The sequence below is a fragment of the Kaistella sp. PBT33-4 genome, assembly GCF_029194425.1.
Classification (GTDB): Bacteria; Bacteroidota; Bacteroidia; order Flavobacteriales; family Weeksellaceae; genus Marnyiella.
Genome location: NZ_JARFYL010000002.1, coordinates 607,968 through 634,273 on the forward strand (window position 1 = coordinate 607,968; position 26,306 = coordinate 634,273).

Here is a 26,306-nt window from a genome sequence, read left to right on the forward strand (position 1 = left end):
AATGATGAAAAAAAATTTCAACTTAAGAACGCAGGAAAATGCGTTGTATTATGTTAACGGAAGTTAAAGTTTAAATCTCTGTCGGACGGAAGACCAATCCGCTTTCCTCAAAGTAGTCCAGAGTGATTCGGTCTCCGTCATTCACTTCACCGGCCAGCAGTGCTTTGGACAGCTTGTTCAAGACTTCCTGCTGAAGCACTCTCTTTAGTGGTCTGGCACCAAAACTTGGGTCATAACCCTTATTCATCAGGTAATTAACCGCATCTTCTGTGGCAGTCATAATAATTCCTTTTCTCTCCAGCATGTGGTTGAATCCGCGTAACTGATACTGCACGATCTTGCCGATTTCCTTCCTTGTAAGAGGCTGGAATAATACGGTTTCGTCAATCCTGTTCAGGAATTCAGGTCTTAAAGTCTGTTTCAGCAGAGCAAAAACTTCATCTTTCGTCTTGGCCACGATTTCATCCACATTTTCGTCAGTGATATTTTCAAAATTCTCCTGAATAAGATTCGACCCCAGGTTGGACGTCATTATTATGATGGAATTCTTGAAGTTAACCACACGGCCTTTGTTGTCGGTCAGGCGCCCGTCGTCCAGTACCTGCAGCAGCGTGTTGAAAACATCCGGATGCGCTTTTTCAATCTCGTCCAGTAAGACTACGGAATAAGGCCGTCTCCTGACAGCTTCCGTGAGCTGCCCACCTTCGTCATAGCCTACATATCCGGGAGGCGCGCCCACAAGTCGTGACACCGAATGTCTTTCCTGGTATTCACTCATGTCAATGCGGGTCATATTGTTTTCATCATCGAAAAGATATTCTGCCAGTGCTTTTGCCAACTCTGTTTTACCGACACCGGTGGTACCCAGGAAGAGAAATGATCCAATAGGCTTTTTCTCATCATTCAGACCAGCACGGTTTCTCCGGATAGCATCTGCCACAGATTCGATGGCTTCATCCTGACCAACGACTCTCTTGTGAAGTTCATCTTCCAGGTGCAATAGTTTTTCCCTTTCGCTCTGAAGCAGTTTTGTTACGGGGATTCCGGTCCACTTGGAAATGACTTCGGAAATGTTTTCGGCGGTGACTTCCTCAGTAATGAGCTCGTTCTGGTTGTTCTGCATTTCAAGTTCCAGCTTCTCCAGGTCACTTTCCTTCTCTTTTATTTTGCCGTACTGTATCTCGGCTACCTTTGCGTAGTCCCCCATCCGGCTGGCTCTTTCGGCTTCGAGTTTTAATGCTTCGATCTCTTTTTTAATGGAAGTCAGGTCTTCGGACTTCTGTTTTTCCTTCAGCCACTTCGCATTAATCTCATTACGCTCTTCAGAAATCCTGGAGATATCCTCTTTCAGATGGTTAATCCTTATTTCGTTACCCTCGCGCGAGATGGCTGCAAGCTCAATTTCCAGCTGCATAAGTTTGCGGTCCAGAACGTCAAGTTGCTCCGGTTTGGAGTTGATTTCCATCCTGAGTTTCGCGGAAGCTTCGTCAATCAGGTCAATGGCTTTATCCGGCAGAAAACGGTCAGAGATATAACGCTGCGACTGTTCCACAGCGGCTATAATCGCTTCATCCTTTATTCTGACTTTGTGGTGTGCTTCGTATTTGTCTTTAATCCCCCGCAGTATGGAAATGGCGGATTCGGTATCCGGTTCTTCCACCATCACCTTTTGGAAACGTCTTTCCAGTGCTTTATCTTTTTCGAAATATTTTTGATATTCGTTAAGTGTGGTGGCTCCAACTGCGCGCAGTTCACCTCTCGCCAGAGCAGGTTTCAGGATGTTAGCGGCATCCATTGCACCTTCGCCGCCGCCGGCACCCACCAGGGTGTGGATCTCGTCTATGAACAGGATGATCTGACCGTCGGATTTAATCACTTCGTTAACTACCGATTTCAGTCTTTCCTCAAACTCACCTTTGTATTTAGCTCCGGCAATCAGGGCGCCCATGTCCAGGGAATAAAGGGTTTTATCGGCGAGGTTTTCGGGAATGTCACCGGCAATGATACGGTGGGCAATTCCTTCGGCAATAGCGGTCTTACCCACACCCGGCTCGCCTATGAGGATAGGATTGTTCTTGGTACGTCTGGAAAGGATTTGCAGGACCCTTCGGATCTCCTCGTCACGCCCGATTACCGGATCCAGCTTGCCTTCCGCGGCGAGTTCATTAAAATTCTTTGCATATTTGTTCAGGCTTTGGTAGGTCTCCTCTGAGCTGGCCGAAGTTGCTTTGGACCCTTTTCTCAGTTCATTAATCGCGGATTCCAGACCTTTTTTGGTTACACCCATATCCTTCAGCATTTTGGCGACTTCGGAACCGCTTTCCAGCAGTGAAAGCCAGAGATGTTCAATGGTTACGAACTCGTCGCCCATCTTTTTTGCAATGTTGGGTGCATCTAGCAGGACTTTGTTTGCCGATTGTGAGAGGTAGATGTTACCACCTTCCACTTTAGGGAGTTTCTCAAGGGCAGCGCGGTTCCTCTCCCGCACCAGTGAGAGTTCCACTTCGGATTTCTTCATCAGGAAATCCGAGATATTCTCATCTGTCTGGAAGATACCTTCCAGTAAATGTTGTGGTTCAATACTTTGGTTGCCGAATTCCATCGCAATCTGTTGCGCTTTCTGAATGGCTTCCTGCGATTTTACAGTATATTGGTTTAAATTCATATTAATGTTATTTTAGTTATTTATCATGTTTATTTTACAGATATCAGGAATCCAGTTTGATGTGAATTCCCGGTATCATTATCAAGTAATTAATCACCACAGCTGCGGCAAAAATTGTACTTTACCATTATTTAAGCCTCTTTTTCAGCCAAAATTTCCGAAATTAACGTTTTGAGCCTGTGGGAATTAGGTCATTTTTACCGAATTTAATTTGCACAGTAATTATCTTGACTAATTTAACAGCGGTATTAAGGGTGGTTTTTATGCCTTGTAAAAAATAAGTATATTTGTAGAACTCACTTATATAGAGTTTTTATAAAAATATGCATCATTTTCATCTGTTAAAAACGGTCCTTGTAAAGAAGGAAACCAATGATTCCATACATATCGCATTTGAGATTCCGGCGCACCTGCGTCATGAATTTTCATTTAAACAGGGACAGTATATCAATGTCCGCTTTATTTTTGGTGATGAAGACCTTCGCAGGTCTTATTCTATTGTAAATGCACCAAGTGAGGGGAATTCAAGAATTGAAATATTGGTAAAGCACCTGACCGACGGAAAGGTCTCAACTTTCCTGAATAATGAGCTGAAGTTAGGTGACGAGGTTGAAGTTCAGGCGCCAATGGGTCATTTTTATACCCATTATCATGCATCCAACGAAAAGACGTATGTTGGTCTGGCAGCAGGCAGCGGGATTTCGCCCGTACTTTCCAATTTGAAAGAAGCGCTGTATCAGGAGCCGAAAAGTAAAGCATATCTGTTTTTCAGCAATAAAAGTGTAAATGATATTATTTTCCGTCAGGAAATAGATGATCTTGTTGCGAAATTTGAGGGAAGGCTTCAGGTAATTTATCTGCTTTCCCGCGAGAAACATTTTGAGGACGAACTTTTTGAAGGCCGGATCTGTGCCGATAAACTGGAGCAGCTTTTCAGCAGGTATACTGATATTCCGGTTCAGGAAGCCACCTATTTTATCTGTGGCCCTTCGGAAATGATCAAGGATATTTCCGGTTACCTCAAGAATTCATGTAAAGTGCCGTCACTACAGATCATGTATGAGTATTACGCTGCGCCGGATGATGATGAGAATGCGGAAATGAGCGACGAGTTTAAGGCGATCCCAAACCTGGAAAGTATGGTAACCTTAATAATTGATGATGATGAATATTCATTTCACCTGAACTCAAAGAAGAGAAATATTCTTGATCAGGCCCTGCATGACAATCTGCCTGTACCGTTTGCCTGCAAAGGTGGGGTTTGCTGTACCTGCAAGGCACAGGTGATGGAAGGCGAAGTTTTTATGGAGAAGAACTTTGCGCTTACAGAGGAAGAGGTGGAGCGCGGCTTTGTTCTCACATGCCAGTGTCACCCCACGACAAATGTAGTGATGCTGAATTATGATGTTTAATGTATGTCTGAAGCAGCTGCATATTAACAATACAAATAAAAGCTATGACTTACTGGAAGTTTTCTAAGGCCATTAACGAAAATGAAGAATACAGGATTGAAGGACTCAATATCTGGAATCATTACTGGCACTGTGTAGATAAGAAAGTGGAAGTAAAAGGGCCGGACAGCGGCAATGTATACTTTTTCAAGGAATACCAGATTGAAGGTGACGGCAAAACAGTCAATTTTGTCGCAGGAGAGTTCATCGACTCTAAAGTCGGGATCTATCTGAAAGACGATTTGCACGACGGCAAATTGTAAATCAGCAACTATCAGCGCTTACCTATTATAATATTAAGATGAATCAGGAAAAATTTTTAGAATACGTTCAGGCAGAAAACAAGGTGGAGCCTAAGGATGTAATGCCGGAAGATTACAGAAAACTTCTCGTTAGGCAGATCTCCCAGCATGCTCACTCCGAGATTGTAGGTATGCTGCCGGAAGCCAACTGGATTACAAGAGCACCTTCCTTAAGAAGGAAAATGGCCCTTTTGGCTAAGATCCAGGATGAAGCAGGGCACGGTTTATACCTATATGCGGCTACAGAAACATTAAATAACGGCGAAATAGCTGCAGACCGCGACACCACCTACAATGATATGCTGTCCGGGAAAGCAAAATACTCAAGCATCTTTAATTACCCTGCACTTTCATGGGCCGATATCGGTGCCATTGGCTGGCTGGTAGACGGCGCGGCAATCATGAACCAGGTAATGCTGATGGGTAACTCCTACGGACCTTATTCCAGGGCCATGGTGCGGATATGTAAGGAAGAGTCCTTCCACCAGAGACAGGGTTATGAAATCCTGATGACATTATGCCGCGGAACAAAGGAGCAGAAAGACCTGGCACAGGAAGCACTGAACCGCTTCTGGTGGCCGGCGCTGATGATGTTCGGACCTAACGACGATGCTTCACCAAACTCTCAGAAATCCATGAATTACCGTGTGAAGCGTGAGAGTAATGATGCTTTGAGACAGCGTTTTGTTGATGTTACCGTAGGTCAGGCGGAATTTTTGGGTCTTAAGATCCCGGATGAAAAACTGAAATGGAATGAGGAAACCCAACATTATGATTTTGGCGAACTTCCGTGGGATGAATTCATGGAAGTGCTGAAAGGCAACGGCCCATGTAACCGTAAGCGTTTGGAAACAAAAAGAAAGGCGCAGCGTGAGCATGCCTGGGTTAAAGAAGCAGCTATGGCTTATGCCGCGAACGAAAATACGAGAAAAGTAAGCTGAAGATACAGTCAGCAGAACGATTAAAATTACGATTGAATAATGAGCAATTTAGAAATGTGGGAGGTCTTTATCCAGACCAAACCGGGACTTTCACACAAACATGCAGGTACCGTGCAGGCACCGACGGCCGAAATGGCACTGCAGAATGCCAGGGACGTTTATACCCGCAGGATGGAGGGCACTTCTATCTGGGTGGTACCCAGCAAATATATGGTGACCTCCGAAGGTGTGGACAAGGAAGCTTTCTTTGACCCCGCTGATGACAAACTATACCGTCATCCAACCTTCTATACCATCCCGAACGATGTGAAAAATATGTAAAACAGAGGTGAGATATCAGACACCGGATATCAGATTTTAGACCGAGTGTTTATTTATCTGATGTCTGAAATCTGAGATCTGAATTCTGAAATCTATATCAATGAATCCACTTTACAACTATACCATAAAACTGGCCGATGATACCCTTATTTTCGGGCAGAGGCTGGGGGAGCTTTGCGGGCAGGGACCATATCTGGAAGAAGATATTGCCCTTACCAATATCGCACTGGACTATCTGGGACAAAGCAGCAATTTTTTCAAATATGCCGCGCAGCTTCAGGGTGAAAACCGTACCGAAGATGACCTGGCATTTCTTAGACTTGAAAAAGAATACCTGAACTGCCAGCTATCCGAACTTCCGAACGGTGATTATGCCAATACCATCCTGAAAGTATACTTCTTCTCATTATATCAGAAATTGCTTTATACAGAACTGATGAAAAGCCCGGACACTCAGTTGGCAGCCATCGCTGAAAAATCCTTGAAAGAAGTGAAATACCACTACACCCATTCATCAACGTGGGTAAAAATGTTTGCCGGCGGCACGGAAGAAAGCAGGACGCGGTTGACAGATGCTGTGGCAAATCTTTGGGAATACACTCAGGGAATGTTTGCGGAAACACCGGGTGAGCAGGAACTTATAGACTCTGAAACAGTGCCGGATTCAAAGATCCTGCATGAAATCTGGACGGCTGCCGTTACCGAAGACTTTGCAAATTTTGGAATTCAGATCCCGGAAAGCACTTTTATGCAGAAAGGCTCGCGCACAGGCTACCATACCGAATACTTCGGCTTCATCCTTTGCGAGCTTCAGTACATGCAGCGTACCTATCCCAACTGTACCTGGTAAGTGTTTTGGTTGAACATTCAACAGAATAAAACATCTTAAACCGGCTTCTTTTAAAACAAGTGAACTGGAAATAAAGTATGCAGATTTTACTCGAAATATTAGCTGAAATCCCGGATCCTGAAATCCCGGTTATCAATATCGTCGAGCTCGGTATTGTGCGGGAGGCCAAAATGACCGCTGAAGATGAGGTGGAAGTTGTAATTACGCCCACCTATTCGGCATGTCCGGCTATGTTCAATATTGAAGAGGACATTATTAAACTGTTTCGTGAAAGAGGAGTAACTGCGAAAGTTATTACAAAGATTTCACCCATCTGGACTACCGACTGGATGACTGATGAAGCCCGGGAGAAACTGCGTGCCTATGGAATCACGCCACCCGAAAGAGGTGCTGATAAAGATCATCTGGATATTCCCAAGAAATGTCCGCGTTGTGGATCTGCCAACACAACGCAGATCAGCCGTTTTGGCTCCACACTGTGCAAGGCAAGTTACCAGTGTAACGACTGTCTGGAGCCCTTTGACTATTTTAAATGTCACTAAATGTTAGTATCTTTAAGGAAATAAAAAAACAGACTATGTATATCTATTCACAATTTGATGTGGAATCTCATTTGGGAGGCCGGTTAAAGATCGCCTATTTGAACCAGCCGGAAACCATGAATGCGCTTACCAAACCGCTTTTGGCAGAATTGCGTGATTTTGTTGAGTTTTATAACAAGGATGAAGATACACGCTGTATCGCAATTGCGGGCCGCGGCAAGGCTTTTTCTTCCGGTCAGAACCTGGCAGCAATTGATTTTATGGATCCTGAGGTAAATGTTCCCCGTGAAGTGGAGCGCATTGTACTGGATTACTATAATCCACTGGTTATGTCCATTGCTTATGCACGTAAGCCGGTTATTTCTCTGGTAAACGGTCCTGCGGTGGGAGCGGGAGCTATGCTGGCACTGATCTGTGATTTCTCAGTGGTTTCGGACAGAGCTTATTTTTCGCAGGCATTTTCAAACATAGGTCTGATTCCCGACACGGGAGGTACGTATTTTCTGCAGAAAGTTCTGGGCAGACAGATGGCTCATTATCTGGCCTATACCGGAAAGAAACTTAGCGCTGAAGAAGCGTACAGACTTGGTATGGTAGCTGAAGTATGGCCCGAAGATGAGTTTGAAGCAAAAGCCATGGAGATGCTGGAAACCATTACCAACCAGCCCACCACAGCATTGTCTTTAACAAAAAGAGCATTGCGTAAATCCTATGATAACAGCCTGAAGGAGCAACTGGACATTGAAAGCAGGTACCAGTCGGCGGCATCGGCAACTGAGGACTTTCGTGAAGGAATACTGGCATTTTCGGAAAAAAGAAAGCCTCTTTATAAAGGCAAATAGTTTAAAATTTAAAACATTTCAAGATAGTTTTGGTTATTCAAAGCTATCTTTTTACATTAAGGTCTTATGAAACAAATAGGAATAATTGGTTCCGGCACCATGGGAATCGGTATTGCACAGGTAGCAGCTACCGCAGGCAGTACTGTTTTTCTATATGACGCAAACTCTGCACAAACTGAAAAATCACTAGCTGGTTTGCAAAGGACATTGGCAAGGCTGGTGGAAAAAACAAAGATTTCGCAGGAGGAATCTGCAAATATATTCGGAAGGATAAAGTTTTGCCGGGAAATTTCTGAATTGAAAGATTGTGACCTTGTAATAGAAGCGATTATAGAAAACAGGGAAATAAAAACTGAGGTTTTCCGCAAGGTAGAGCAAACGGTTTCTGAAAACTGTGTGATTGCAAGTAATACCTCTTCAATTTCCATTACATCGCTTTCGGCAGAACTTAAGCATCCGTCACGGTTCATTGGAATTCATTTCTTCAATCCGGCACCTCTGATGCCGCTGGTAGAGGTGATTCCGGGCTTACTGACGGAGAAGGAACTTCCCCAGCAAATTTATGACCTGATGAAATCATGGGGAAAAGAGCCCATCATTGCCAAAGATGTTCCCGGTTTCATTGTTAACCGTATCGCCCGGCCATTTTATGGGGAAGCCTTACGGATTGTAGAGGAAAATATCGCCACTCCCGAACAGGTGGATGATGCCATGAGAACATTAGGTAATTTCCGGATGGGACCTTTTGAACTGATGGACCTTATCGGTATCGACGTTAATTTCTCGGTAACCAAAACAGTTTATGCCGATTATTTCTTTGATCCAAAATATAAACCAAGTCTGCTGCAGCAGCGGATGAGCGAAGCAAAACTGCACGGACGCAAGACCGGCAGGGGATTTTATGATTACAGTGAAAATGCAGTAAAACCAGAGCCTGTAAAAGACGAGAACCTGTACGCGGAGATCTTTATGAGAATTATTTCTATGCTCATCAACGAAGCAGTAGAAGCCAAACGTTTGGGAATTGCCAGCGATGCCGATCTTGAACTTGCAATGCAGAAGGGCGTTAATTACCCGAAAGGCCTGCTGGCGTGGGGCAGCGAGATTGGCTACCGCTATGTGGGCGCTACATTGCAGAGGCTGTATGAAACCTATCAGGAAGAAAGATACAGACAAAGTCCGCTGCTTTCTAAATTATAAACCTCCTGATGAAAAAGCTCATATTTAAAAGTTTACTGAAAGCACTATTCTTTACATTGCTTGTTACAGTTTTCAGTTATTTTTTTGAGGAAGATGTTTCATTCAGTCAATATGTTCAACGTGAATGGTTAGGGTTTATGATTACAGTTCCCGTTATATTCGCACTCTTCTTTGTTTTTGACTATTTCCAGTATAAGAAAATAAAAAAAAGTCATGGAAAGAACTGATTGTAGATAACCTGCTAAGCACAGAAAATAAACTTTGACTAAACTAAATTGATATGATAACGAACATACTTCTTAAAAGCCTGCGCGGAACCTTGACCTTCGGCGTGCTGTTTTTTTTGCTTCAGTTTATTTGGGACGGCTTCAATATGGAAACGCTGAATTCGGTATTGGCCGATGCGCCGCGGCATCTTTTCATGCTCCTCTTTATTTTTATTGTTCTGATACTGCAGAATATTATCATCCAGCAAAGTAAAGTTAAGCTGCAAAGTGATTTAAATAAAAAGGTTCGCCGTTAATTACTTTTACATTGTTAAACTATTACATTGACACATTAAACTAAATGACTCCATTAGAAACTGCTCAATACATGCTCAATCAGGATGAATTCTCAAAATGGATGGGAATTCAACTGGTGGAGGTTCGCGAAAAATACTGCCTTATTGAGATGCCTGTAAAAGCCGAAATGGTTAACGGTCTGAAAACCGTACACGGCGGCATCACCTTTTCCCTGGCCGATTCGGCGCTCGCATTCTCCAGTAACAATACTAATGAAGCTTCTGTTGCGCTGAACTGCGTAATCAATTTTACAAAAGCTGTGAGGATGGGCGATATCCTTACAGCTGAAAGCGTACTGATCTCCGACACGCGGAAAACGGGAATTTATGACATCTCGATAAAGAATCAGGATCAGGTCCTGGTGGCATCTTTCCGGGGAACGGTCTATAAAATTGAAAAGAAAGTTACGGATTTGTAATTATATAATGTTTAAAGGATGCAGGAACTTAAATTAATGCACTCAACAATCTTGATTGATGATAATGAACTGGTTATTAAAGACCGCCTAAAATATCAGAAAATATTTTCCATTATTGCAGGAACGTCAGGGGTATTGTTTGCGCTTACCACTTTTATGAATGGCGGTGAATCATTTACTTATGAAAAGTTTTATTATTATTTCCTTTTCCTGTGCGGAATCTCCTTGATTTTTTTTAGTTTAAAGCTGAATGTTAGAGATCGCCTTTCGAAAGATGAAATCCTGTTGGTAAACTTCCAGAAAGACGTATTCCGTTTTGAGCATGCTTATTTTATTCTGCAAAACGGCAAGAAGAGAAAAACCTATTTTTTTCCTGACGAAAAAGAAAAATTAATAAGTTTTTTAGAATTCAACAATATTAAAATCCGTAATTCAAAGTACATTAAATTATAATATGGTAGAAAGTTATCTGCCCACCTTAACATTATAAATTAACCTGACATGAAACTAAAAAATTATATATACGGCCAGTGGACAGAAGGTTCCGGCGAAGAGATTCCATTATACAACGCGGTAAACGGTGAACTTGTTGCCATTTCTGATACGGGCGGCATCGATTTTCAGCAGGCGCTGGATTATGGTAGAACGGTAGGGTACAAAAACCTTTCGTCTATGACCTTTTACGACCGCGGCGAAATGCTGAAGAAAGTCGCTCTTTATCTTCTGGAGAGAAAGAAGAAGTATTATGAGCTTTCTTACAAGACCGGAGCCACGCATACCGACTCCTGGGTGGATATTGAAGGCGGTTTCGGTACCTTCTTCACTTATTCCGGTCTGGCAAAAAGAATGTTGCCCAACACTCCTTTTTGGGTAGACGGCGATACCCAGAAGATTTCAGCCAACGGAACCTTTCTGGGAACTCATATCCTGACGCCAAGTGAAGGCATTTCGGTTCAGATCAATGCCTATAACTTTCCGGTTTGGGGTATGATGGAGAAACTTTCCACTTCACTGTTGGCGGGAGTGCCCAGTATTGTAAAACCGGCAACACCGGGATCCTACCTTACCAATGCGGTTTTCGCCGATATGATTGAAAGCGGTCTTCTTCCTGAAGGGGCCATTCAGCTGGTTTGCGGGGAGCCCGGAAATATACTGGACTATGTTCAGGACGGTGACTCAGTTCTTTTTACAGGTTCGGCCAGAACGGGTAAGAAGCTGAAGTCACTTCCGTCAGTTTCCACCAATGCGGTACGCTTCAATATGGAAGCCGACTCACTCAACTGTTCCATTTTAGGCTTGGATGCAAAACCGGGCACGCCGGAATTTGATCTCTTTATCAAGGAAGTCCGCAATGAAATTACAACCAAGGCGGGGCAGAAATGTACAGCGATCCGCCGTATTATGGTACCGGAAAATTTGGTTGATGAAGTTCAGACTGCTTTAGGTAAAGCGCTGGACCAGACTAAAATCGGTAATCCGCTGAACCGGGAAACCCGCATGGGCTCGCTGGTAGGAAAACAGCAGTATGAAGAAGTCCTGAAGAATGTAAATCTGCTGAAAGCCGAAACCGAACTGATCTATGACGGACAGCATGAACTTCTGGATGCCAGCTATGAGTCAGGCTCCTTTATGAGTCCGAAAATCTTTTATAACGATAAGCCTTTCGAAAAAAACATCTCTCACGATGTGGAAGCGTTCGGACCGGTTTCTACACTGATGCCTTACCGCGATGCCGAAGAAGCTGCGGCACTTGCAAAGCGCGGAAAAGGCAGCTTGGTAGGCTCCATTGTTTCCAACGATGAAAAATTTGTGGCTGAAACTTCCTGGAGAATGGCATCACAGCATGGACGTATCTTCGTGCTGAACCGCGACAGTGCCAAAGAAAGCACCGGTCACGGCTCGCCTCTGCCGACCTTAATGCACGGCGGTCCTGGCAGGGCAGGTGGAGGTGAAGAGATGGGCGGCCTGAACGGTCTGCACTTCTTCCTTCAGAAAACAGCTGTTCAGGGCTCGCCCGATATGCTTACGGCCATAACAAAAGTGTATCAGCAGGGGGCAGTGCAGAAATTCTCAGATAAGCATCCTTTCAGAAAGTTCTTTGAAGAGGTGGAAATTGGTGATTCTCTGGAAACTGCCGGCAGAACGGTTACGGAAGCCGACATTGTAAATTTCTCCAATGTTTCCTGGGATCATTTCTACGCCCATACAGATGCCACCAGCCTGAACGGAACCATCTTCGACAAAACGGTGGCACATGGGTATTTTATCCTTTCGGCGGCAGCCGGACTGTTTGTGTCGGGTAAAAAAGGTCCGGTGATCGCGAATTATGGGCTTGAAAATGCGAGTTTCTTTAAACCCGTTTACGCTGGCGACACGATTACCGTCTATCTGACGGCAAAAGAGAAAATCAACAAAGGTGTTAAAGGCCGCAACATTCCAAGTGGGGTAGTAAAATGGCTTGTAGAGGTCGTGAATCAGCGTGATGAGATCGTGTGTGTAGCTACCATCCTGACTTTGGTAGCAAAACAGTCACCGTTTATGGAACTGAATGCGAAGGATATTCAGAAGCGCCTGAACGGTCTGACAGAATCCACCGAAAGAAAATTCGGCGAAATGACGCCGCAAATGATGGTAGAACATCTGGAAGAAGTTATGCGCAACGGTTTCAGTAAACTGGATCCCTCAGATTTCCCGGAAATTCCGGCTGAAAAAATGGAAAAGCTTCAGGACTGGATCTATACCGACCAGAAAATAAGACCCGGCGCACAATATCCTTTGCTGAAAGAAGGTGAAAAACCAGCCCTCAGATTTAAGAACCTTGCCCAGGCGAAAGAGAACCTGATGCAAACCCTGAAGGAATATCTGATCTACTACCGGGAAAACCCCGAGGCCGAACATTTCCACCCGCGTTTCGGAACTTTGAACAAAGAAATGATGGAACTCTTCCACAGGAAACATTTTACGCATCATTTCGAGCAGTTCGGTCTGTAAAGAGGTGCACAGAAGGGTTTTAAATTATTTTATGCTGCGGATTCGCTTTGGTGTTCCATAGGAACACCATCTGTGTAGAAATAATCATTTGATAAATTTGCGCTCCGTAGGAGCGCAATCTGATGTTATAAAATATTGAGAATGCCAAATACCTACTCGCAAATATATTTGCAATTGGTTTTTGCCACGAGAGGCAGGGAAACTAAAATAGTATCTGCAATTAAGGATGAACTTGAAAAGTACATCTGTGGGATTTTTCGTAATAAAGGTCAGAAGGTAATAGCTATTTATGCCAATCCCGATCATATTCATATTCTTTTAAGTTATAAAAATCTTCAAATAGCTATTCCTGATTTAGTAAAAGTTGTAAAAACTGAGTCCACGAAATTTATTAATGAAAAGAGAATGGTTGTTGGACATTTTTCGTGGCAAGAAGGTTACGGTATATTTTCATATTCTAGAAGTCAGAAGGAAGTAGTAAGAAACTATATTTTAAATCAGGCTGAACATCACCAACGAAAAAGTTTCAGAGAGGAATATCTGGATTTTCTGCAGAAATTTGCTGTAGATTATGAAGAGAAATATCTTTTTGATTTTTACGAGTGATTAGAGATAGCGTCCCTACGGGACGCCCTTTCACAACATCTCAAAACCTCTACACAGATGATACGATTCCTCTGGAATCTCTAGGAGGAAACGTTGGTGAAATTAATACAAGCACTCAAAAGTATATAGTTACATAGTAAATTAAAAATGCAAAAATCCTTTGGCCAGAAAGTAATAACCTTCAACAAAAACCTGAAGTACACCGGATCTCTCCCGCCTGGTTTCGATGTCCTCAATCCCTTCTTTCATAATCCGGAAACATTGGAGGTGATGACCGCTTTTTACCATAAGTTCTATAATGATAATCGAAAGCGGAAATTCATAATAGGGATTAATCCGAGCCGGCATGGTGCCGGAGTGACGGGTGTTCCGTTTACTGATACGAAACGTCTGGAAACAGTGTGTGGCATTGAAATGAAATCGGCGCATACACACGAGATTTCGTCAGTATTTTTATATGAGGTCATCAGTCAGTACGGAGGTCCTGAACGGTTTTATGCAGATTTTTATATAAATTCGCCGTTTCCTTTGGCTATTATCAGAAAACAAAAGAACGGCAGTTGGCTGAATGCGAATTACTACGATGATAGATCACTGTTTGAAGCGGTGAAGAGTTTTATGACTGAAAGCATCAGATGCCATATCGGTTTAGGCCTGGATACTTCCGAAGTGTTTGTTTTGGGAAAGAAAAATGCTGCTTTCATTGAAAAACTGAACAGTGAGAACCGCTTTTTTGATAAGATGACTGTTCTGGAACACCCCCGGTACATTCAGCAATACAAAAGTAAAGAGAAACAGCTATATATTGATAAATATTTAATTGCGTTAAATAAAGAATAATGAAAAACGGATTTGTAAACCACGAAGTCAGAAACAATATTGCCGAAATAACTTTCGGACATCCAAAAAGTAATTCGCTGCCGGGTGAAATACTTGAAAAACTGGCCCAAACCATTCTGGACAAGGGAAAAGATGAAAGTGTGAAAGCCATCCTGCTGAAGTCAGACGGTGAAAAAGCCTTCTGCGCCGGTGCCAGCTTTGATGAACTTTTAGCAATTGAAGAGCTTGAGGCAAGTACAAAATTCTTTGGCGGATTTGCAAAAGTGCTGAATGCCATGCGTAATTGCGGCAAGCTTGTAATCGTTCGAGTGCAGGGTAAAACAACCGGTGGTGGAGTAGGAATTGCCTGCGCGGCAGACTACTGCTTCGCTGTTGAAAATGCCGCCATGGCACTTACAGAACTCAATCTTGGTATCGGCCCATTTGTTATCGGACCTTATGTGGAGCGTAAAATCGGTAAGTCAGCTTATGCAGCCATGTCTATTGATGCCGACTTCCGCAGCGCAGACTGGTGCGAAAAGCACGATGTTTACCATTCGGTTTCGCCAACAATTGCTGAGATGGATGCGCAACTTCAGCAGTTCCTTACCGGACTTTCAGCCAGAAGTACAGACGCTTTGGCCTTAATTAAAAAGGTTTCATGGGAGGGAACTGAACATTTTGAAAAGCTGATGCCGGAAAGAATTCATATGAGTGCAAGTCTGATCCTGGAAGATTCTGCAAAGCAGAACATTGAAAAGATCAAAGAAAGACTGCGCGCTAAGTAATTATCAGCTTCGGTAAAAATAAAAAGCAAAGATTTTGTCTTTGCTTTTTTCATTTATGCCTTCAGGAGGTTTATAGAAACTGTTGCCAAATCTGAGTCGGGGTATTTTTTAAACAGATCTTTATCCACGGTCAGTCCTACTTCATTGCATATTTTGTGGAAAACGTCAATCTCAACAATATACTGATCCGAAAATCCATGTGTTGCATCGTAAGCTGTTGCGGCCGTCTCACCAAGATGTTGGCGGGTAAGTTTAGGATTCAGGGTATGAAGTTCTATCACCAGTAAGCCGTTCTTCTTAATATAGGGAAGCCAGAGATTAAGGTGTTCCCTCAGATTTTCTTCCACCAGTTTGTTGGGAATCCTTCTGCCCCGAAAAGCAAAGGCTCCACTTGATGTGGAAATTCGGTCCGGGTTCATATTCGCGGGATCTTTCCAGATTCTGTTGTGATCCAGGAAGGTACGGATGTTCACCAGATCAGACAGGTCTATTTCATAATTTTCTTTCAGGTCCTTTGCCAGTCGGTCGGGATCACCAATATCGCCCCAGATCACTTTCGCCCAAATGTCATTGTTGATGAGGTTAGCGCGCGTAACATTAAGTGCTGCCTGGTTGTAATCGGCGCCCACGAGGAAAAGTGGGTAATCCTCAAGCATTCTTCCGCGTAAAGTATGCCTTTCAATAGTTTCAAAAATGTGCTGGATAAAGGCACCGTTGCCACAACCCATATCCAGGATTCCTTTCGGCTGCAAATGTATAGGCTGATTGAAAATGGAGACGATGAAATCTGTGACTACTTTAAAGTAGGTAGAGTGGGCGCCACCGCTTCCCCAAACGTTCATTTTCCTGTCCACATGGATTTCGTCTTCTCCTTCGGCAGTTTCACGCAACTTTTTTGGATCACCGAAAAGTAGGTCGTCCAGCCGGTTGAACAGGGGTAAATAGGACACGGTCACACCATACGAGGCAGCGCGCCGCGCAAAATACAATCCACTTTCGGTGAATTTATAATTCTGATTGTTTTTGGTAAACCAGCCCAGGTCACTCAGGAAGTCGAGAATCTTTTCAAAGTTCTCCGGGTTTTTGTGAAATTCTACTGCCTGGAACGAGGTCTCCATGAAATATTTATGGAACATGCCGTTCATCCCGAGTTGAACAATTATGGGCCCCACCAGACAGCCTTCAATATGTTTAAGTACTTGCTCCTGAATTCCTGATGCGCCCTGCTTCCCGGAATTTTGGATGCCGAAACCGTTCCGGAACTCCTCAAACAGTAAGACGAGGTTATTGAAGGACTGAGGTTCAAGCTGCTGGAAATCGAAGGTGGTGGATTCCCGCTGAAAAGGGATAACCTTTTCATATAAAGAAACGAAAGAGAGCAGCTGGATGGTATTGTCATTTGCAGAAATGGTAACCGTTTCATCATCGCTGGTCAGCTGGTAGTCCAGAAATCCCTGCGATGCCAAAACTCTTAAGGCTACATTCAGATAACCTTCATTGGCCCCTGTTTTTTCGGTCAGTTCCCGCAGTATAATTGTTTTTGCCTCTGTGATGAGGTCCAGGATCTGTTTTTTCTGCAGCGCAGCAACCACCGGCGCGGTTACTATACCGTCCAGATGTCTGAAAATGGAACTGCGCAGTTCTCTTTTATCCATATTATTTTTAGAATGATGCTGTTAAATATAGGAATATTTTGACTCTGTGGAGATATTCCGACACTGATAATTTCAAGTTTGGACCTTTCAAAAAAAATTATCAGTAAACTGTTTGTCTAATCAGATTTTAATTTAACTTTGTAATTCAAAGTTCTTTTTATGGAGTCAAAGAATTATCACGAAGACCTGGCGCACATCCGCAGCATGATGGAGCGCAGTTCCCGCTTTATTTCCCTAAGTGGCCTTTCCGGAGTCTTTGCCGGCCTGGTGGCCCTGGTGGGAGCAGTTTATGTTTATTTTGTATTCAAGCGGGAGGGAATTGATTACTTTGATGGGAAAAGAAACGTTTTCAGTGAGGTCCTTGTGAGCGAACTGGTGATAATTGGTGCTGTAATACTTATTTTGGCTGTATTTTCCGGTTATATTTTTACGGCCAGAAAGAGTCGGGAGAAAAATCTGCAGATTTGGGACCATACCACAAAAAGACTGCTGTTTAATTTCTCGGTGCCGCTTGTAGCCGGCGGGGTATTCTGTTTGGGTTTGCTTTACCATGATTTTTTTGTCTTTGTGGCTCCCGCCACCCTGATCTTTTACGGACTTGCTTTGGTTAATGCTTCAAAATATACATTCAATGATATTCAGTATCTGGGGTATTGCCAGATTGTGCTGGGCCTGATCGCTCTCTTTATCCCGGGTTGGGGACTGCTGTTCTGGGCAATTGGATTCGGCGTTCTCCATATAGTATATGGTTTGTTGATGCATAGAAAATACAGGTAAGTGTCTGAGCCAGGAACCAAGAATCAAGAGCTAAGAATCAAGAGCCAAGAACCATGATGTAAAACACACTAATCAGCACGAACAGCAGTTCATCTTAATTCAAAATTCAAAATTCAAAATTTTACAAAGCCTCAATCAAATCTCTAACTTCTAACCTCTAACCTCTAACCTCTAATAATGATAAGTAAACTCAACAAAGAATTCGAAAGCCGCGTCAGACTGGGTATTATGTCCGTTCTGATGGTGAATGACTGGGTTGACTTTACAGAGATGAAAAATTTGCTTGAAATCACAGACGGTAATTTGGCCAGTCACAGTACCGCACTGGAAAAATCTAAATTTATTGAGGTAAAAAAAGAGTTTGTGGGCAAAAAACCAAAGACTTCCTACAGGGCAACTGAGACAGGAAAAGATGCCTTCAGGGAACATCTGGTGGCTCTGGAAAAACTGCTGGGACGGTAGCTCTATATTTTTTTGCTTTTGAACTTTGAAAAACAAAGGACTTTGAATTATATTGTTAAGAAAAAACAACATATCTAAATAATTAAAAAATTAAAAAATGAAAACACACCAACTGATCCTCCTCACTACGGTACTTTTTGTAACCTTATTTTATGACGAAGATATGGGCCTGAACCTGGGAATTTTAGGAATTTCCTATGCCTTGTTTACTTTATTCCGTACACCGGAAGCCCTGCGCACCCGTACTTTTCTGCTCCTTTTTGTCCTCAGCATCCTGTCGGGCGTTTCATTTGCCTGGTACGGCGATTTTGCTTCTTTTTTGGCAGTATTCACTTCGCTTGCGCTCCTCACGTTTCACTCCCGGGAGCACGGATTAAAATCCCTGTTCGTAATCCCTGTATTCGGTGTAAATTTTATCACCTTTATCTACAGAGTATTTCAGTTTGGCGAATGGCTGCCCGCGATAAGTACCTCCTCAGCCTTTAGAAGACTGATTGCGGTGATATTGATCCCGGCATTTTTCATCCTGGCCTTCTTCGGCATTTACTCACTGGGAAGCACGCACTTTGCCGGAATTTTTGATAATTGGGAGTGGAATTTTGATGTCTGGCAGTTTATTGTTCTCACCTCGCTGGGATTTTTTATAGCCTTTAACTTCTGGAATTTTAAGATTTATAATTTCTTTCCCGAGTGGAATAATTATTTGAAGAATGATTTTAATGCCACCCGTCTGGCACAAAAGCCTACCTCGTCTTTTCTTGGCATTGAAGCAGAACGGACCAGTGGAATTATATCCTTTGCCGCACTGAATATCCTGCTGCTGATCTTTATTATTACATTTAATTTTGAACAGTTTTTTGAAACACCTGCTTCTGCAGCTGAGTTGTCAATTGAAACGCATGAGCGGGTGAACGCTGTAATTCTCTCCATTGTGATGGCAGTGTTGGTCATTATGTTTTACTTCAAAGGAAGTTTTAATTTCGATCATAAAGCCCGGCCATTAAAGGTTCTTGCCGAAATCTGGCTTGCATTGAATGTGATACTGGTGCTATCAGCATTCATCAAGAATTCAGAATATGTTCTTCATCTGGGGCTTACCTACAAAAGACTGGGAGTTTTTACCTTTCTGATTCTCTGCATTATCGGCCTTGTGCTCACATTTGTCAAAATCAGAAATCGGAAGACCAACGCTTATCTCTTTAATCACATGGCCTGGTACTTTTATGGAACAGTATTGGTGGCTGCTTTTTTTAACTGGGGGTATCTGGCCACTACGTATAACATCAGCAATAACAAAGGTAGTTTTGAATTTCACCGGACAATGAACTATAATGATGATCTTCTGATTGAAAAATATCCCCATGAAGCAGCCAATGTTACAGAAAAAGTAGCGGAGCAAAAGGACAGGAGCTTCCTTTCCAGCATCCTTTATTACCAAACGATTAATTATTAAGCAATATGAAAGTGTACGTCCTGGGAATTTTTTCCTTGCTTTTTACAACATGCAGCAAAAAAAAAATAAAGGAAGCACATTACACTGGAAATGATTCCAGTTCTGTTACGGGAAAAACAGCCGCACAACAAAATGCAGCTGTTCCGGACAGGGCGGTGTCGGTTCAGGAAACAGCTGATTCAACCGGGCACTCAGAAACTTTCCGCACAATAGACGGTAATAAAATTATCAGAACAATTAGTGGGGATATGATTCCACTTACTGTTGAGGACGAATTTTCCGATCCCGATCAGCAACTTATTGTAAAAATAAAGAATTTCACAGGCTCAAAGATATCTGCCAGGATCGTCCCGTCGATACCTGAGATGAACATCCGTGTCAATCAGCTTCGTCTGCCCGACGGTCAATGGGATGGCCCATTCGGCAGAGAATTTTCCTACGAAATAAAAGATTCCGGGGAAATTTGGTTAGTCGTGGGAAAGAGCAATATGGCATCGGGTCGTTCTTTAGGTAAGTTCAAACTGTTTCTCCGGTGAATAATGTTAATTACTGTTAAGAATTTAACTCTGGTATAATATCTGAAGTACGGTTTTGCAGAAAATCAATACTATGAAAAATACATTCCTTACCGCAGTTTTTGCTACCGCAACTTTAGCAAGCTGTTCCACAGTTTCATCCATTATGCAGAATACTTTTCCCTATACTACCAATATCGTGGTGACCCAGGCTTCGCCTGCAAACACTACACTAAGTGCTGTAGGTGCAGGTACCAGCATCAATCAGTTGGTGGGTGCTACTTCCAATGTGAAAGATATCCGTGTTGCCAGCGCGAATATGACAGTTACCGCCGGTGGCCAGAGTATGGGTGTCTTCCAAAGTGTTAAAGTATATCTTTCCGCCGGTGGAAGTGAAGTTCTGGTAGCTTCCCGTGAAAATATTGCCGATAATATTGGTAATACGCTTTCTTTGGATGTGAATTCCAATCAGGTTCTGGACAATGTGATGAAGTCCGGGAATGCTGTGCAGCAAAGGATTGTCTATGTTTTGAAAACCAGTCCGGCCACGGATTTGGGCATCAGAACTTCAATGAATTTCAGCAGCCTGCCCGTTACAACCAACTAAGCATCAATTTCTCATATATATTTCAGTAGAAAGTCTTCATTTTTTTGAAGGCTTTTTTGTTTTACGGCCTGCTGTCCATGGTGATAGTAACCGGGCCGTCATTGAGAAGTGAGACTTTCATGTCTGCACCAAAGATGCCGCTCTGCACATTCAGCTGCGATTTGGTAAGTTCGGTTTTGAAATATTCAAAAAGCGGAATAGCTGTTTCTGGTCTGGCAGCTCTAATAAATGACGGGCGGTTGCCTTTCCGGTAATCGGCAATCAGCGTGAACTGGCTGATGCAGAGTATTCCGCCGTTAATATCCAGGACAGAACGGTTCATCTTTCCGTCTTCATCGCCAAAGATGCGAAGGTTGATTATCTTCTGTGCCAGCCATTCAGCATCTTTGTGAACGTCTGTTTCTTCAATACCCACAAAAAGCAGGAGCCCGGTTCCGATTTCTCCCGCAATTTCACCGTCTACCTTTACGCTGGCTTGCGACACTCTTTGAACTACTACACGCATTCCTTTCGTCTAATTATAAATGTTAAGGATGTTTGTGCCGGCGTTATAATTGGACTGATACGTCTTTGGCGGAACCTGCGCAATCTGGGTAGGCTCGCCGGTATATAAAATCCATTCGGCACCGTCTTTGGCGCAGGTGATCTTTATATTGTCCGTTACCATAAGTGTGGTATTGGAATCCGGACAAAGGTGAGGCGCATTACGGTCGTAAACTTTAAATCCTGTAGTGGTACGTACTACAATCAGGCCGCGCGTACCGGGACTTTGTTCATTTACATAAATCCAGCCACCTACATTTTGCAGACTTTGGTATGCGGGTAAATTCAGATTAAGAACTACATTTATATTCGTGTCGGGAAAGCAGCTCACAGTTTCAGCGGTCCGGCCGCAGGAAGTTAGATTTAATGCGCTGAATACCAGAATAAATACTGCTGTTATCAGGGTGCCGACCTGTTTCATATTAAATTATATTTTATATATTTGTACAACGAAATACAAATATAATCATTGTCCGGGCTGTAATGGTCGGATAATTTTTTTTTACTTAATATAAAAATAAGATCATGTCAACATACGTAACGCAGGAGGGATTGGATAAGATGAAATCCGAACTGGACAAACTTGAGAGTATTGAAAGACCAAAGATTACCCAGCAGATCGCTGAGGCGCGGGATAAGGGCGATCTTTCCGAAAATGCAGAGTATGATGCCGCAAAGGAAGCACAGGGTATGCTGGAAATGAGAATTTCCAAACTGAAAGACCTGATTGCTAATGCCAAAGTAATTAACGAGAATCTTCTGGATACTTCTAAAGTATCTATACTTACGACCGTGCGTCTTAAAAATAACGGAACCAAGCAGGAGCAGAAATTCACCCTGGTTCCTGATAACGAAAGTGATCTTAAGAGCGGGAAGATCTCTGTGAACACGCCGATTGCAAAAGGACTGTTGGGTAAGTCAGTTGGCGACCAGGCAGAAATTGAGTTGCCTAACGGTAACAAACTGTCTTTTGAGGTGCTGGAAATTTCACTGTAATATTGAAAAGTTATTTTACTGACTGTAATATGAGCACAGTATTCACTAAAATTATTGAGGGCGAAATCCCGGCATATAAAATTGCTGAAGATGACCGTTTCCTGGCATTCCTGGATGTGATGCCTCTCGTAAAAGGACATACACTGGTAATTCCGAAAAAAGAAACGGATCTTATCTTTGATATGGAAACGGAAGAATATAAGGAACTTTGGGCTTTCGCACAGAAGGTGGCTGCCAAAGTTGGCAAGGCCATTCCCTGTGTCCGCGTTGGAATCGCGGTTGTGGGTCTCGAGGTTCCCCATGCACACATTCATCTTGTTCCGTTAAATTCAGTTGGAGATCTCAACTTTGTAAATGAGAGGCTCAAACTGAGTGAAACAGAATTCAGGGACATTCAGGAAGCTATAGTTAAGGCCTGAACATAAATTAAGTCGTAAAATTTATTTTTTTACGACTTTTTCATCCGGTGAACAGCACCATTTTACCTTACAAATTATATTTAAGAAAAAACATGAATAAAAATCAGTGTTCATTTTGTGGCAGAAAAAGAAACGAAGTGGAGATGCTTGTGGCCGGTCAGGAAGGCTTTATCTGCGAAACCTGTATTGAACAGGCACACGGTATTGTGAAGGAAGGCACAAAGAAGGATGGATCGGCACCGGCTCAAAAGCTGGAGGATCTGAAAAAACCGAAGGAGATCAAGACTTATCTGGACGAATACGTAATAGGACAGGATCAGGCTAAAAAGCAGCTCTCGATTGCAGTATATAATCATTACAAGAGGTTGCTTCATTCCAAAGTGGAGAACAGGGAAGTGGAGATCGAAAAGTCCAATATCATTATGATCGGCGAAACCGGAACGGGTAAGACCCTCTTGGCCAAAACTATCGCCAGGGAACTGAACGTGCCTTTCTGTATTGTTGATGCTACTATTCTTACCGAAGCTGGTTATGTAGGCGAGGATGTGGAAAGTATTCTGTCCAGACTCCTCATGGTGGCTGATTATGATGTTGAAAAAGCGGAGCGCGGTATCGTTTTTATTGACGAAATAGACAAGATTGCCAGAAAATCAGACAACCCAAGCATCACACGCGACGTTTCCGGTGAAGGTGTGCAGCAGGGTCTGCTGAAACTTCTGGAAGGAAGCATTGTTAATGTACCGCCGCAGGGTGGGCGCAAGCATCCGGATCAGAAATACATCCAGGTAAATACACAGAATATTCTTTTTATCGCAGGTGGAGCTTTTGACGGGATAAAAGAAATTATAGAAAGAAGACTGAATAAGCAGGCTATCGGTTTCAGTGCCGAGAAACTGAACAATACAGCCGAGGAAAGTTATATCCTGAGCCAGATCAATGCAATTGACTTAAGGAAATTCGGACTTATTCCCGAACTGTTGGGCCGCTTTCCAATCGTTACACATCTTGATGCCCTTACAAAGGAAACGATGATAAGGATTATGACCGAGCCTAAGAACTCAATTGTAAACCAGTTTGTGGAACTCTTTAAAATGGACGGAATAAAGCTTGAATTTACCCAAGGCGCGATTGAAAGGATTGTAGAAGAGACCATTGAAAAAGGGTTGGGCGCCCGTGGTCTTAGAGGTACTACTGAAAAGGTGCTGGAAGATCATATGTTTTCCATTGGCGAGCATGACGAAATCATTCTCACTCCGGAAGATATCAGGATCAGCAGTTAAACGGAACTTCAGCGGCTTTTTGCCGGAGGATTTTAACCATCACTCTCAATTTCAATCAATACAATTCGGTTGTTTCAATTATTTCAGAGACTTTATAAATAAATATGAGCAAATACGCATTTCTTATCGCCATCATTACAGGGTCTTTTTTGCAGGCACAGTTTTCGGTTACAGTAGACGCACCGCCGGCATTTACTGCAAAAGAAGCAATTCTCTATACACTGAACGGTTCCAAGGATATTATTGTGTCCAGGGAAATGAAAAAGAATTCGGGCTGGACCTTTAAAGTTCCGCAGCGTTACGTGGGGATGATGAAAATTTACTTTCCGGAGAACAATGCTTCATTCAGCATGATTTCTGAAAATAAGGATGTCAGTCTCAAACTCGAGTCCGAAGGCAATAAGATAAATGTGGTATACAATGATCCTGTAAATATGCTGATGGAAAAGGTACAGGACCAACAGAAGAAAAAAGATCTCATTTATCCTGCCCTCGTCCAGATTAAGGAATATTACAGGCCGGGGACAGATTTTGGCAAAGCTTTGGAAAAGGAAATCCGGGAAATCGGCCAAACCTATACCGTTGATCCGTCCAGCAATCCGTTTGTGAGCTATTACAACACCAATTACAATAAATTTCTGGTAGAGAGATCTGCCGAGACGATGCCGGCACAAAAAGAAATTGCCGATTTTATTGCGAATTCGGGTGAGATGCTGGAGTCATCATCACTGCTTCGTCCGGTACTGGTGAATTTCCTGAACTCCGCCGGAAGTGCTAATGTGGATTCCTCCGTTGATGCCTTACTCAAAAGGTTGAATGTAGAAACACCTCGCGGACAGACGGTGATGTCGGAACTCATTGATATTTTTGATGTTTACGGTATGACAGCTTTAAAAGACAAATACCTGACCCAGGCCAAAAACCTCAAATGTACAATCAATGACAGATTGGCTTCTACAATAAAAGCGAATAACAATGTGGAATTGGGAGCCCTTTTCCCTGACTATAAATTTGTACGCTCCTCCAATACATCGGCCAAAAATCTTCACAGTGTAAAAGCGGATAAAAAAGTGATTGTTTTCTGGTCCGCTACATGTTCACACTGCGAAGCTGAACTTCCTAAATTATTGGAAATGTACAATGCCATGAAGGCTCAAAATATTGAAGTAGTTGGATTTTCATTGGATTCTGACCGCGGAGTGTACGAGAACAAGGTAGCGGCATTGCCCTGGATTAACGACAGTGAACTGCGCGGCTGGAACAGTTCCTATACGGAAACCTATAATATCCATGCTACGCCCACCTATTTTGTTGTAGATGCCCAAAACCGCATCATTGCGAAGCCTGATCATGTAAGTGATGTTTTACAGTTTTTAAACCTAAAATAATTTTGTCAGATTTTAAAAACTTTATATATTTGCACCACTTTAACGGCGAGGTAGCTCAGTTGGTTAGAGCGCAGGATTCATAACCCTGAGGTCACGGGTTCAATTCCCGTCTTCGCTACACAATCCCACTCTATACGGTGGGATTTTTTTGTTTATGGATGAATTTGTAGTTTATGTGTTATACAGCAGAAGCTCCGGCAAGACTTATGTCGGCTTCACCTCGGATTTAATCACCAGGTTTCATTCGCACAATTATTTTTCTGCCAAAGGCTACACAGCAAGGTTTCGGCCTTGGGAAGTTGTACATGTTGAATTTTTTACAACGAAGCATGAAGCGATGGTTCGTGAAAGATGGCTGAAGTCCGGTGCCGGCCGGGAGTGGCTCCGGGCGAATATCCTGTTTTGAGCAGGATTCCTATCCGCCGCGGCGGACCGGGTTCAATTCTCGTCTTCGCTACACAATCCCACTTTATACGGTGGGATTTTTTTGTTTATGGATGAATTTGTAGTTTATGTGTTATACAGCAGAAGCTCCGGCAAGACTTATGTCGGCTTCACCTCGGATTTAATCACCAGGTTTCATTCGCACAATTATTTTTCTGCCAAAGGCTACACAGCTAGGTTTCGGCCTTGGGAAGTTGTACATGTTGAATTTTTTACAACGAAGCATGAAGCGATGGTTCGTGAAAGATGGCTGAAGTCCGGTGCCGGCCGGGAGTGGCTCCGGGCGAATATCCTGTTTTGAGCAGGATTCCTATCCGCCGCGGCGGACCGGGTTCAATTCTCGTCTTCGCTACACAATCCCACTTTATACGGTGGGATTTTTTTGTTTATGGATGAATTTGTAGTTTATGTGTTATACAGCAGAAGCTCCGGCAAGACTTATGTCGGCTTCACCTCGGATTTAATCAC

General features: G+C 43.1%; 30 protein-coding genes and 1 tRNA gene. 27 read left to right on the forward strand and 4 right to left on the reverse strand.

The features are described from left to right. Positions 1-70: 70 nt before the first annotated feature. Complete coding sequence (gene clpB, locus P0M11_RS05850) at positions 71-2,665, reverse strand: ATP-dependent chaperone ClpB (protein ID WP_275624830.1); 2,595 nt, start codon at positions 2,663-2,665, stop codon at positions 71-73. Positions 2,666-2,988: 323 nt separating this feature from the next. Between clpB and P0M11_RS05855 the strand changes: the two genes are divergently transcribed. From P0M11_RS05855 to P0M11_RS05925, 15 genes are all read left to right on the forward strand, one after another. Then, the gene (locus P0M11_RS05855; RefSeq protein WP_275624831.1) at positions 2,989-4,077 is read left to right on the forward strand and encodes an FAD-binding oxidoreductase; all 1,089 of its coding nucleotides are present in this window, start codon (positions 2,989-2,991) and stop codon (positions 4,075-4,077) included. Between the two features lie 44 nt (positions 4,078-4,121). Then, positions 4,122-4,379 (forward strand): hypothetical protein, encoded by a 258-nt coding sequence (locus P0M11_RS05860; protein WP_158063317.1) that lies wholly within the window; start codon positions 4,122-4,124, stop codon positions 4,377-4,379. Between the two features lie 38 nt (positions 4,380-4,417). After that, entirely contained in the window at positions 4,418-5,359 is a 942-nt protein-coding gene (paaA, locus tag P0M11_RS05865; protein WP_345774353.1) for a 1,2-phenylacetyl-CoA epoxidase subunit PaaA, read from the forward strand. Between the two features lie 39 nt (positions 5,360-5,398). Then, positions 5,399-5,680: a 1,2-phenylacetyl-CoA epoxidase subunit PaaB gene (gene paaB / locus P0M11_RS05870; protein WP_158063319.1), complete on the forward strand. Its 282-nt coding sequence runs from the start codon at positions 5,399-5,401 to the stop codon at positions 5,678-5,680. 100 nt (positions 5,681-5,780) lie between these two features. After that, positions 5,781-6,530, forward strand: a complete 750-nt coding sequence (paaC, locus tag P0M11_RS05875; protein WP_275624832.1) for a 1,2-phenylacetyl-CoA epoxidase subunit PaaC — start codon at positions 5,781-5,783, stop codon at positions 6,528-6,530. Between the two features lie 77 nt (positions 6,531-6,607). Then, positions 6,608-7,072 carry a 1,2-phenylacetyl-CoA epoxidase subunit PaaD gene (paaD, locus tag P0M11_RS05880; RefSeq protein WP_275624833.1) on the forward strand — a complete coding sequence of 155 codons (465 nt, stop codon included), beginning with the start codon at positions 6,608-6,610 and terminating at the stop codon, positions 7,070-7,072. A 41-nt stretch (positions 7,073-7,113) separates the two neighbouring features. Beyond that, positions 7,114-7,914, forward strand: a complete 801-nt coding sequence (locus P0M11_RS05885) for an enoyl-CoA hydratase-related protein (protein WP_275624871.1) — start codon at positions 7,114-7,116, stop codon at positions 7,912-7,914. 66 nt (positions 7,915-7,980) lie between these two features. Further along, positions 7,981-9,114 (forward strand): 3-hydroxyacyl-CoA dehydrogenase NAD-binding domain-containing protein, encoded by a 1,134-nt coding sequence (locus P0M11_RS05890; RefSeq protein ID WP_275624834.1) that lies wholly within the window; start codon positions 7,981-7,983, stop codon positions 9,112-9,114. Between the two features lie 280 nt (positions 9,115-9,394). Further along, entirely contained in the window at positions 9,395-9,637 is a 243-nt protein-coding gene (locus tag P0M11_RS05895) for a hypothetical protein (RefSeq protein WP_275624835.1), read from the forward strand. A 44-nt stretch (positions 9,638-9,681) separates the two neighbouring features. Beyond that, the gene (locus tag P0M11_RS05900) at positions 9,682-10,095 is read left to right on the forward strand and encodes a hotdog fold thioesterase (protein ID WP_275624836.1); all 414 of its coding nucleotides are present in this window, start codon (positions 9,682-9,684) and stop codon (positions 10,093-10,095) included. A gap of 36 nt (positions 10,096-10,131) precedes the next feature. Then, the gene (locus P0M11_RS05905; RefSeq protein WP_275624837.1) at positions 10,132-10,548 is read left to right on the forward strand and encodes a hypothetical protein; all 417 of its coding nucleotides are present in this window, start codon (positions 10,132-10,134) and stop codon (positions 10,546-10,548) included. A 48-nt stretch (positions 10,549-10,596) separates the two neighbouring features. Then, positions 10,597-13,086: a phenylacetic acid degradation bifunctional protein PaaZ gene (paaZ, locus tag P0M11_RS05910; RefSeq protein WP_275624838.1), complete on the forward strand. Its 2,490-nt coding sequence runs from the start codon at positions 10,597-10,599 to the stop codon at positions 13,084-13,086. A gap of 141 nt (positions 13,087-13,227) precedes the next feature. Then, the gene (gene tnpA / locus P0M11_RS05915) at positions 13,228-13,692 is read left to right on the forward strand and encodes an IS200/IS605 family transposase (RefSeq protein WP_275624839.1); all 465 of its coding nucleotides are present in this window, start codon (positions 13,228-13,230) and stop codon (positions 13,690-13,692) included. A gap of 147 nt (positions 13,693-13,839) precedes the next feature. Further along, on the forward strand, positions 13,840-14,532 hold the full coding sequence (locus tag P0M11_RS05920; RefSeq protein ID WP_275624840.1) for an SMUG2 DNA glycosylase family protein: 693 nt from the start codon (positions 13,840-13,842) through the stop codon (positions 14,530-14,532). Next, positions 14,532-15,299 (forward strand): enoyl-CoA hydratase/isomerase family protein, encoded by a 768-nt coding sequence (locus P0M11_RS05925; protein ID WP_275624841.1) that lies wholly within the window; start codon positions 14,532-14,534, stop codon positions 15,297-15,299. The genes P0M11_RS05920 and P0M11_RS05925 overlap by 1 nt, the downstream gene beginning before the upstream one ends. A 53-nt stretch (positions 15,300-15,352) precedes the next feature. Here the strand turns inward: P0M11_RS05925 and P0M11_RS05930 are convergent, their stop codons facing one another. Next, complete coding sequence (locus P0M11_RS05930) at positions 15,353-16,954, reverse strand: class I SAM-dependent methyltransferase (protein ID WP_275624842.1); 1,602 nt, start codon at positions 16,952-16,954, stop codon at positions 15,353-15,355. 159 nt (positions 16,955-17,113) lie between these two features. Here P0M11_RS05930 and P0M11_RS05935 point away from each other — a divergent pair, with 159 nt between their 5' ends. The 5 genes from P0M11_RS05935 to P0M11_RS05955 all read left to right on the forward strand — a co-directional run bounded on the left by P0M11_RS05935 (position 17,114) and on the right by P0M11_RS05955 (position 20,768). Further along, positions 17,114-17,731, forward strand: a complete 618-nt coding sequence (locus P0M11_RS05935) for a hypothetical protein (protein WP_275624843.1) — start codon at positions 17,114-17,116, stop codon at positions 17,729-17,731. Between the two features lie 177 nt (positions 17,732-17,908). Next, positions 17,909-18,193 carry a transcriptional regulator gene (locus P0M11_RS05940; RefSeq protein WP_158063333.1) on the forward strand — a complete coding sequence of 95 codons (285 nt, stop codon included), beginning with the start codon at positions 17,909-17,911 and terminating at the stop codon, positions 18,191-18,193. 97 nt (positions 18,194-18,290) lie between these two features. Further along, positions 18,291-19,646 (forward strand): DUF4173 domain-containing protein, encoded by a 1,356-nt coding sequence (locus tag P0M11_RS05945; protein ID WP_275624844.1) that lies wholly within the window; start codon positions 18,291-18,293, stop codon positions 19,644-19,646. A gap of 5 nt (positions 19,647-19,651) precedes the next feature. Continuing rightward, on the forward strand, positions 19,652-20,182 hold the full coding sequence (locus P0M11_RS05950; protein WP_275624845.1) for a hypothetical protein: 531 nt from the start codon (positions 19,652-19,654) through the stop codon (positions 20,180-20,182). Positions 20,183-20,255: 73 nt separating this feature from the next. Continuing rightward, positions 20,256-20,768, forward strand: coding sequence for a hypothetical protein (locus P0M11_RS05955; RefSeq protein ID WP_275624846.1), 513 nt, complete (start codon positions 20,256-20,258; stop codon positions 20,766-20,768). Positions 20,769-20,829: 61 nt separating this feature from the next. Here the strand turns inward: P0M11_RS05955 and dtd are convergent, their stop codons facing one another. Together dtd and P0M11_RS05965 are read right to left on the reverse strand one after the other, a co-directional pair. Beyond that, positions 20,830-21,273 carry a D-aminoacyl-tRNA deacylase gene (dtd, locus tag P0M11_RS05960; protein WP_275624847.1) on the reverse strand — a complete coding sequence of 148 codons (444 nt, stop codon included), beginning with the start codon at positions 21,271-21,273 and terminating at the stop codon, positions 20,830-20,832. Positions 21,274-21,282: 9 nt separating this feature from the next. Then, complete coding sequence (locus P0M11_RS05965; RefSeq protein WP_275624848.1) at positions 21,283-21,732, reverse strand: hypothetical protein; 450 nt, start codon at positions 21,730-21,732, stop codon at positions 21,283-21,285. A 104-nt stretch (positions 21,733-21,836) separates the two neighbouring features. Here P0M11_RS05965 and greA point away from each other — a divergent pair, with 104 nt between their 5' ends. The 7 genes from greA (at position 21,837) to P0M11_RS06000 (ending at position 26,139) form a co-directional block, all read left to right on the forward strand. Beyond that, entirely contained in the window at positions 21,837-22,307 is a 471-nt protein-coding gene (gene greA, locus P0M11_RS05970) for a transcription elongation factor GreA (protein WP_275624849.1), read from the forward strand. A gap of 29 nt (positions 22,308-22,336) precedes the next feature. Next, a complete protein-coding gene (locus tag P0M11_RS05975) occupies positions 22,337-22,726 on the forward strand; it encodes an HIT family protein (protein WP_275624850.1) in 390 nt (129 codons plus the stop codon). Between the two features lie 92 nt (positions 22,727-22,818). Then, positions 22,819-24,006: an ATP-dependent Clp protease ATP-binding subunit ClpX gene (gene clpX / locus P0M11_RS05980; protein WP_275624851.1), complete on the forward strand. Its 1,188-nt coding sequence runs from the start codon at positions 22,819-22,821 to the stop codon at positions 24,004-24,006. A gap of 104 nt (positions 24,007-24,110) precedes the next feature. Next, entirely contained in the window at positions 24,111-25,394 is a 1,284-nt protein-coding gene (locus P0M11_RS05985; RefSeq protein WP_275624852.1) for a TlpA disulfide reductase family protein, read from the forward strand. Positions 25,395-25,438: 44 nt separating this feature from the next. After that, positions 25,439-25,512: transfer RNA gene (locus P0M11_RS05990), tRNA-Met, on the forward strand. A 36-nt stretch (positions 25,513-25,548) separates the two neighbouring features. Beyond that, positions 25,549-25,800 carry a GIY-YIG nuclease family protein gene (locus P0M11_RS05995; RefSeq protein ID WP_275624853.1) on the forward strand — a complete coding sequence of 84 codons (252 nt, stop codon included), beginning with the start codon at positions 25,549-25,551 and terminating at the stop codon, positions 25,798-25,800. An 87-nt stretch (positions 25,801-25,887) separates the two neighbouring features. After that, complete coding sequence (locus P0M11_RS06000) at positions 25,888-26,139, forward strand: GIY-YIG nuclease family protein (protein WP_275624853.1); 252 nt, start codon at positions 25,888-25,890, stop codon at positions 26,137-26,139. Positions 26,140-26,306 lie beyond the last annotated feature (167 nt).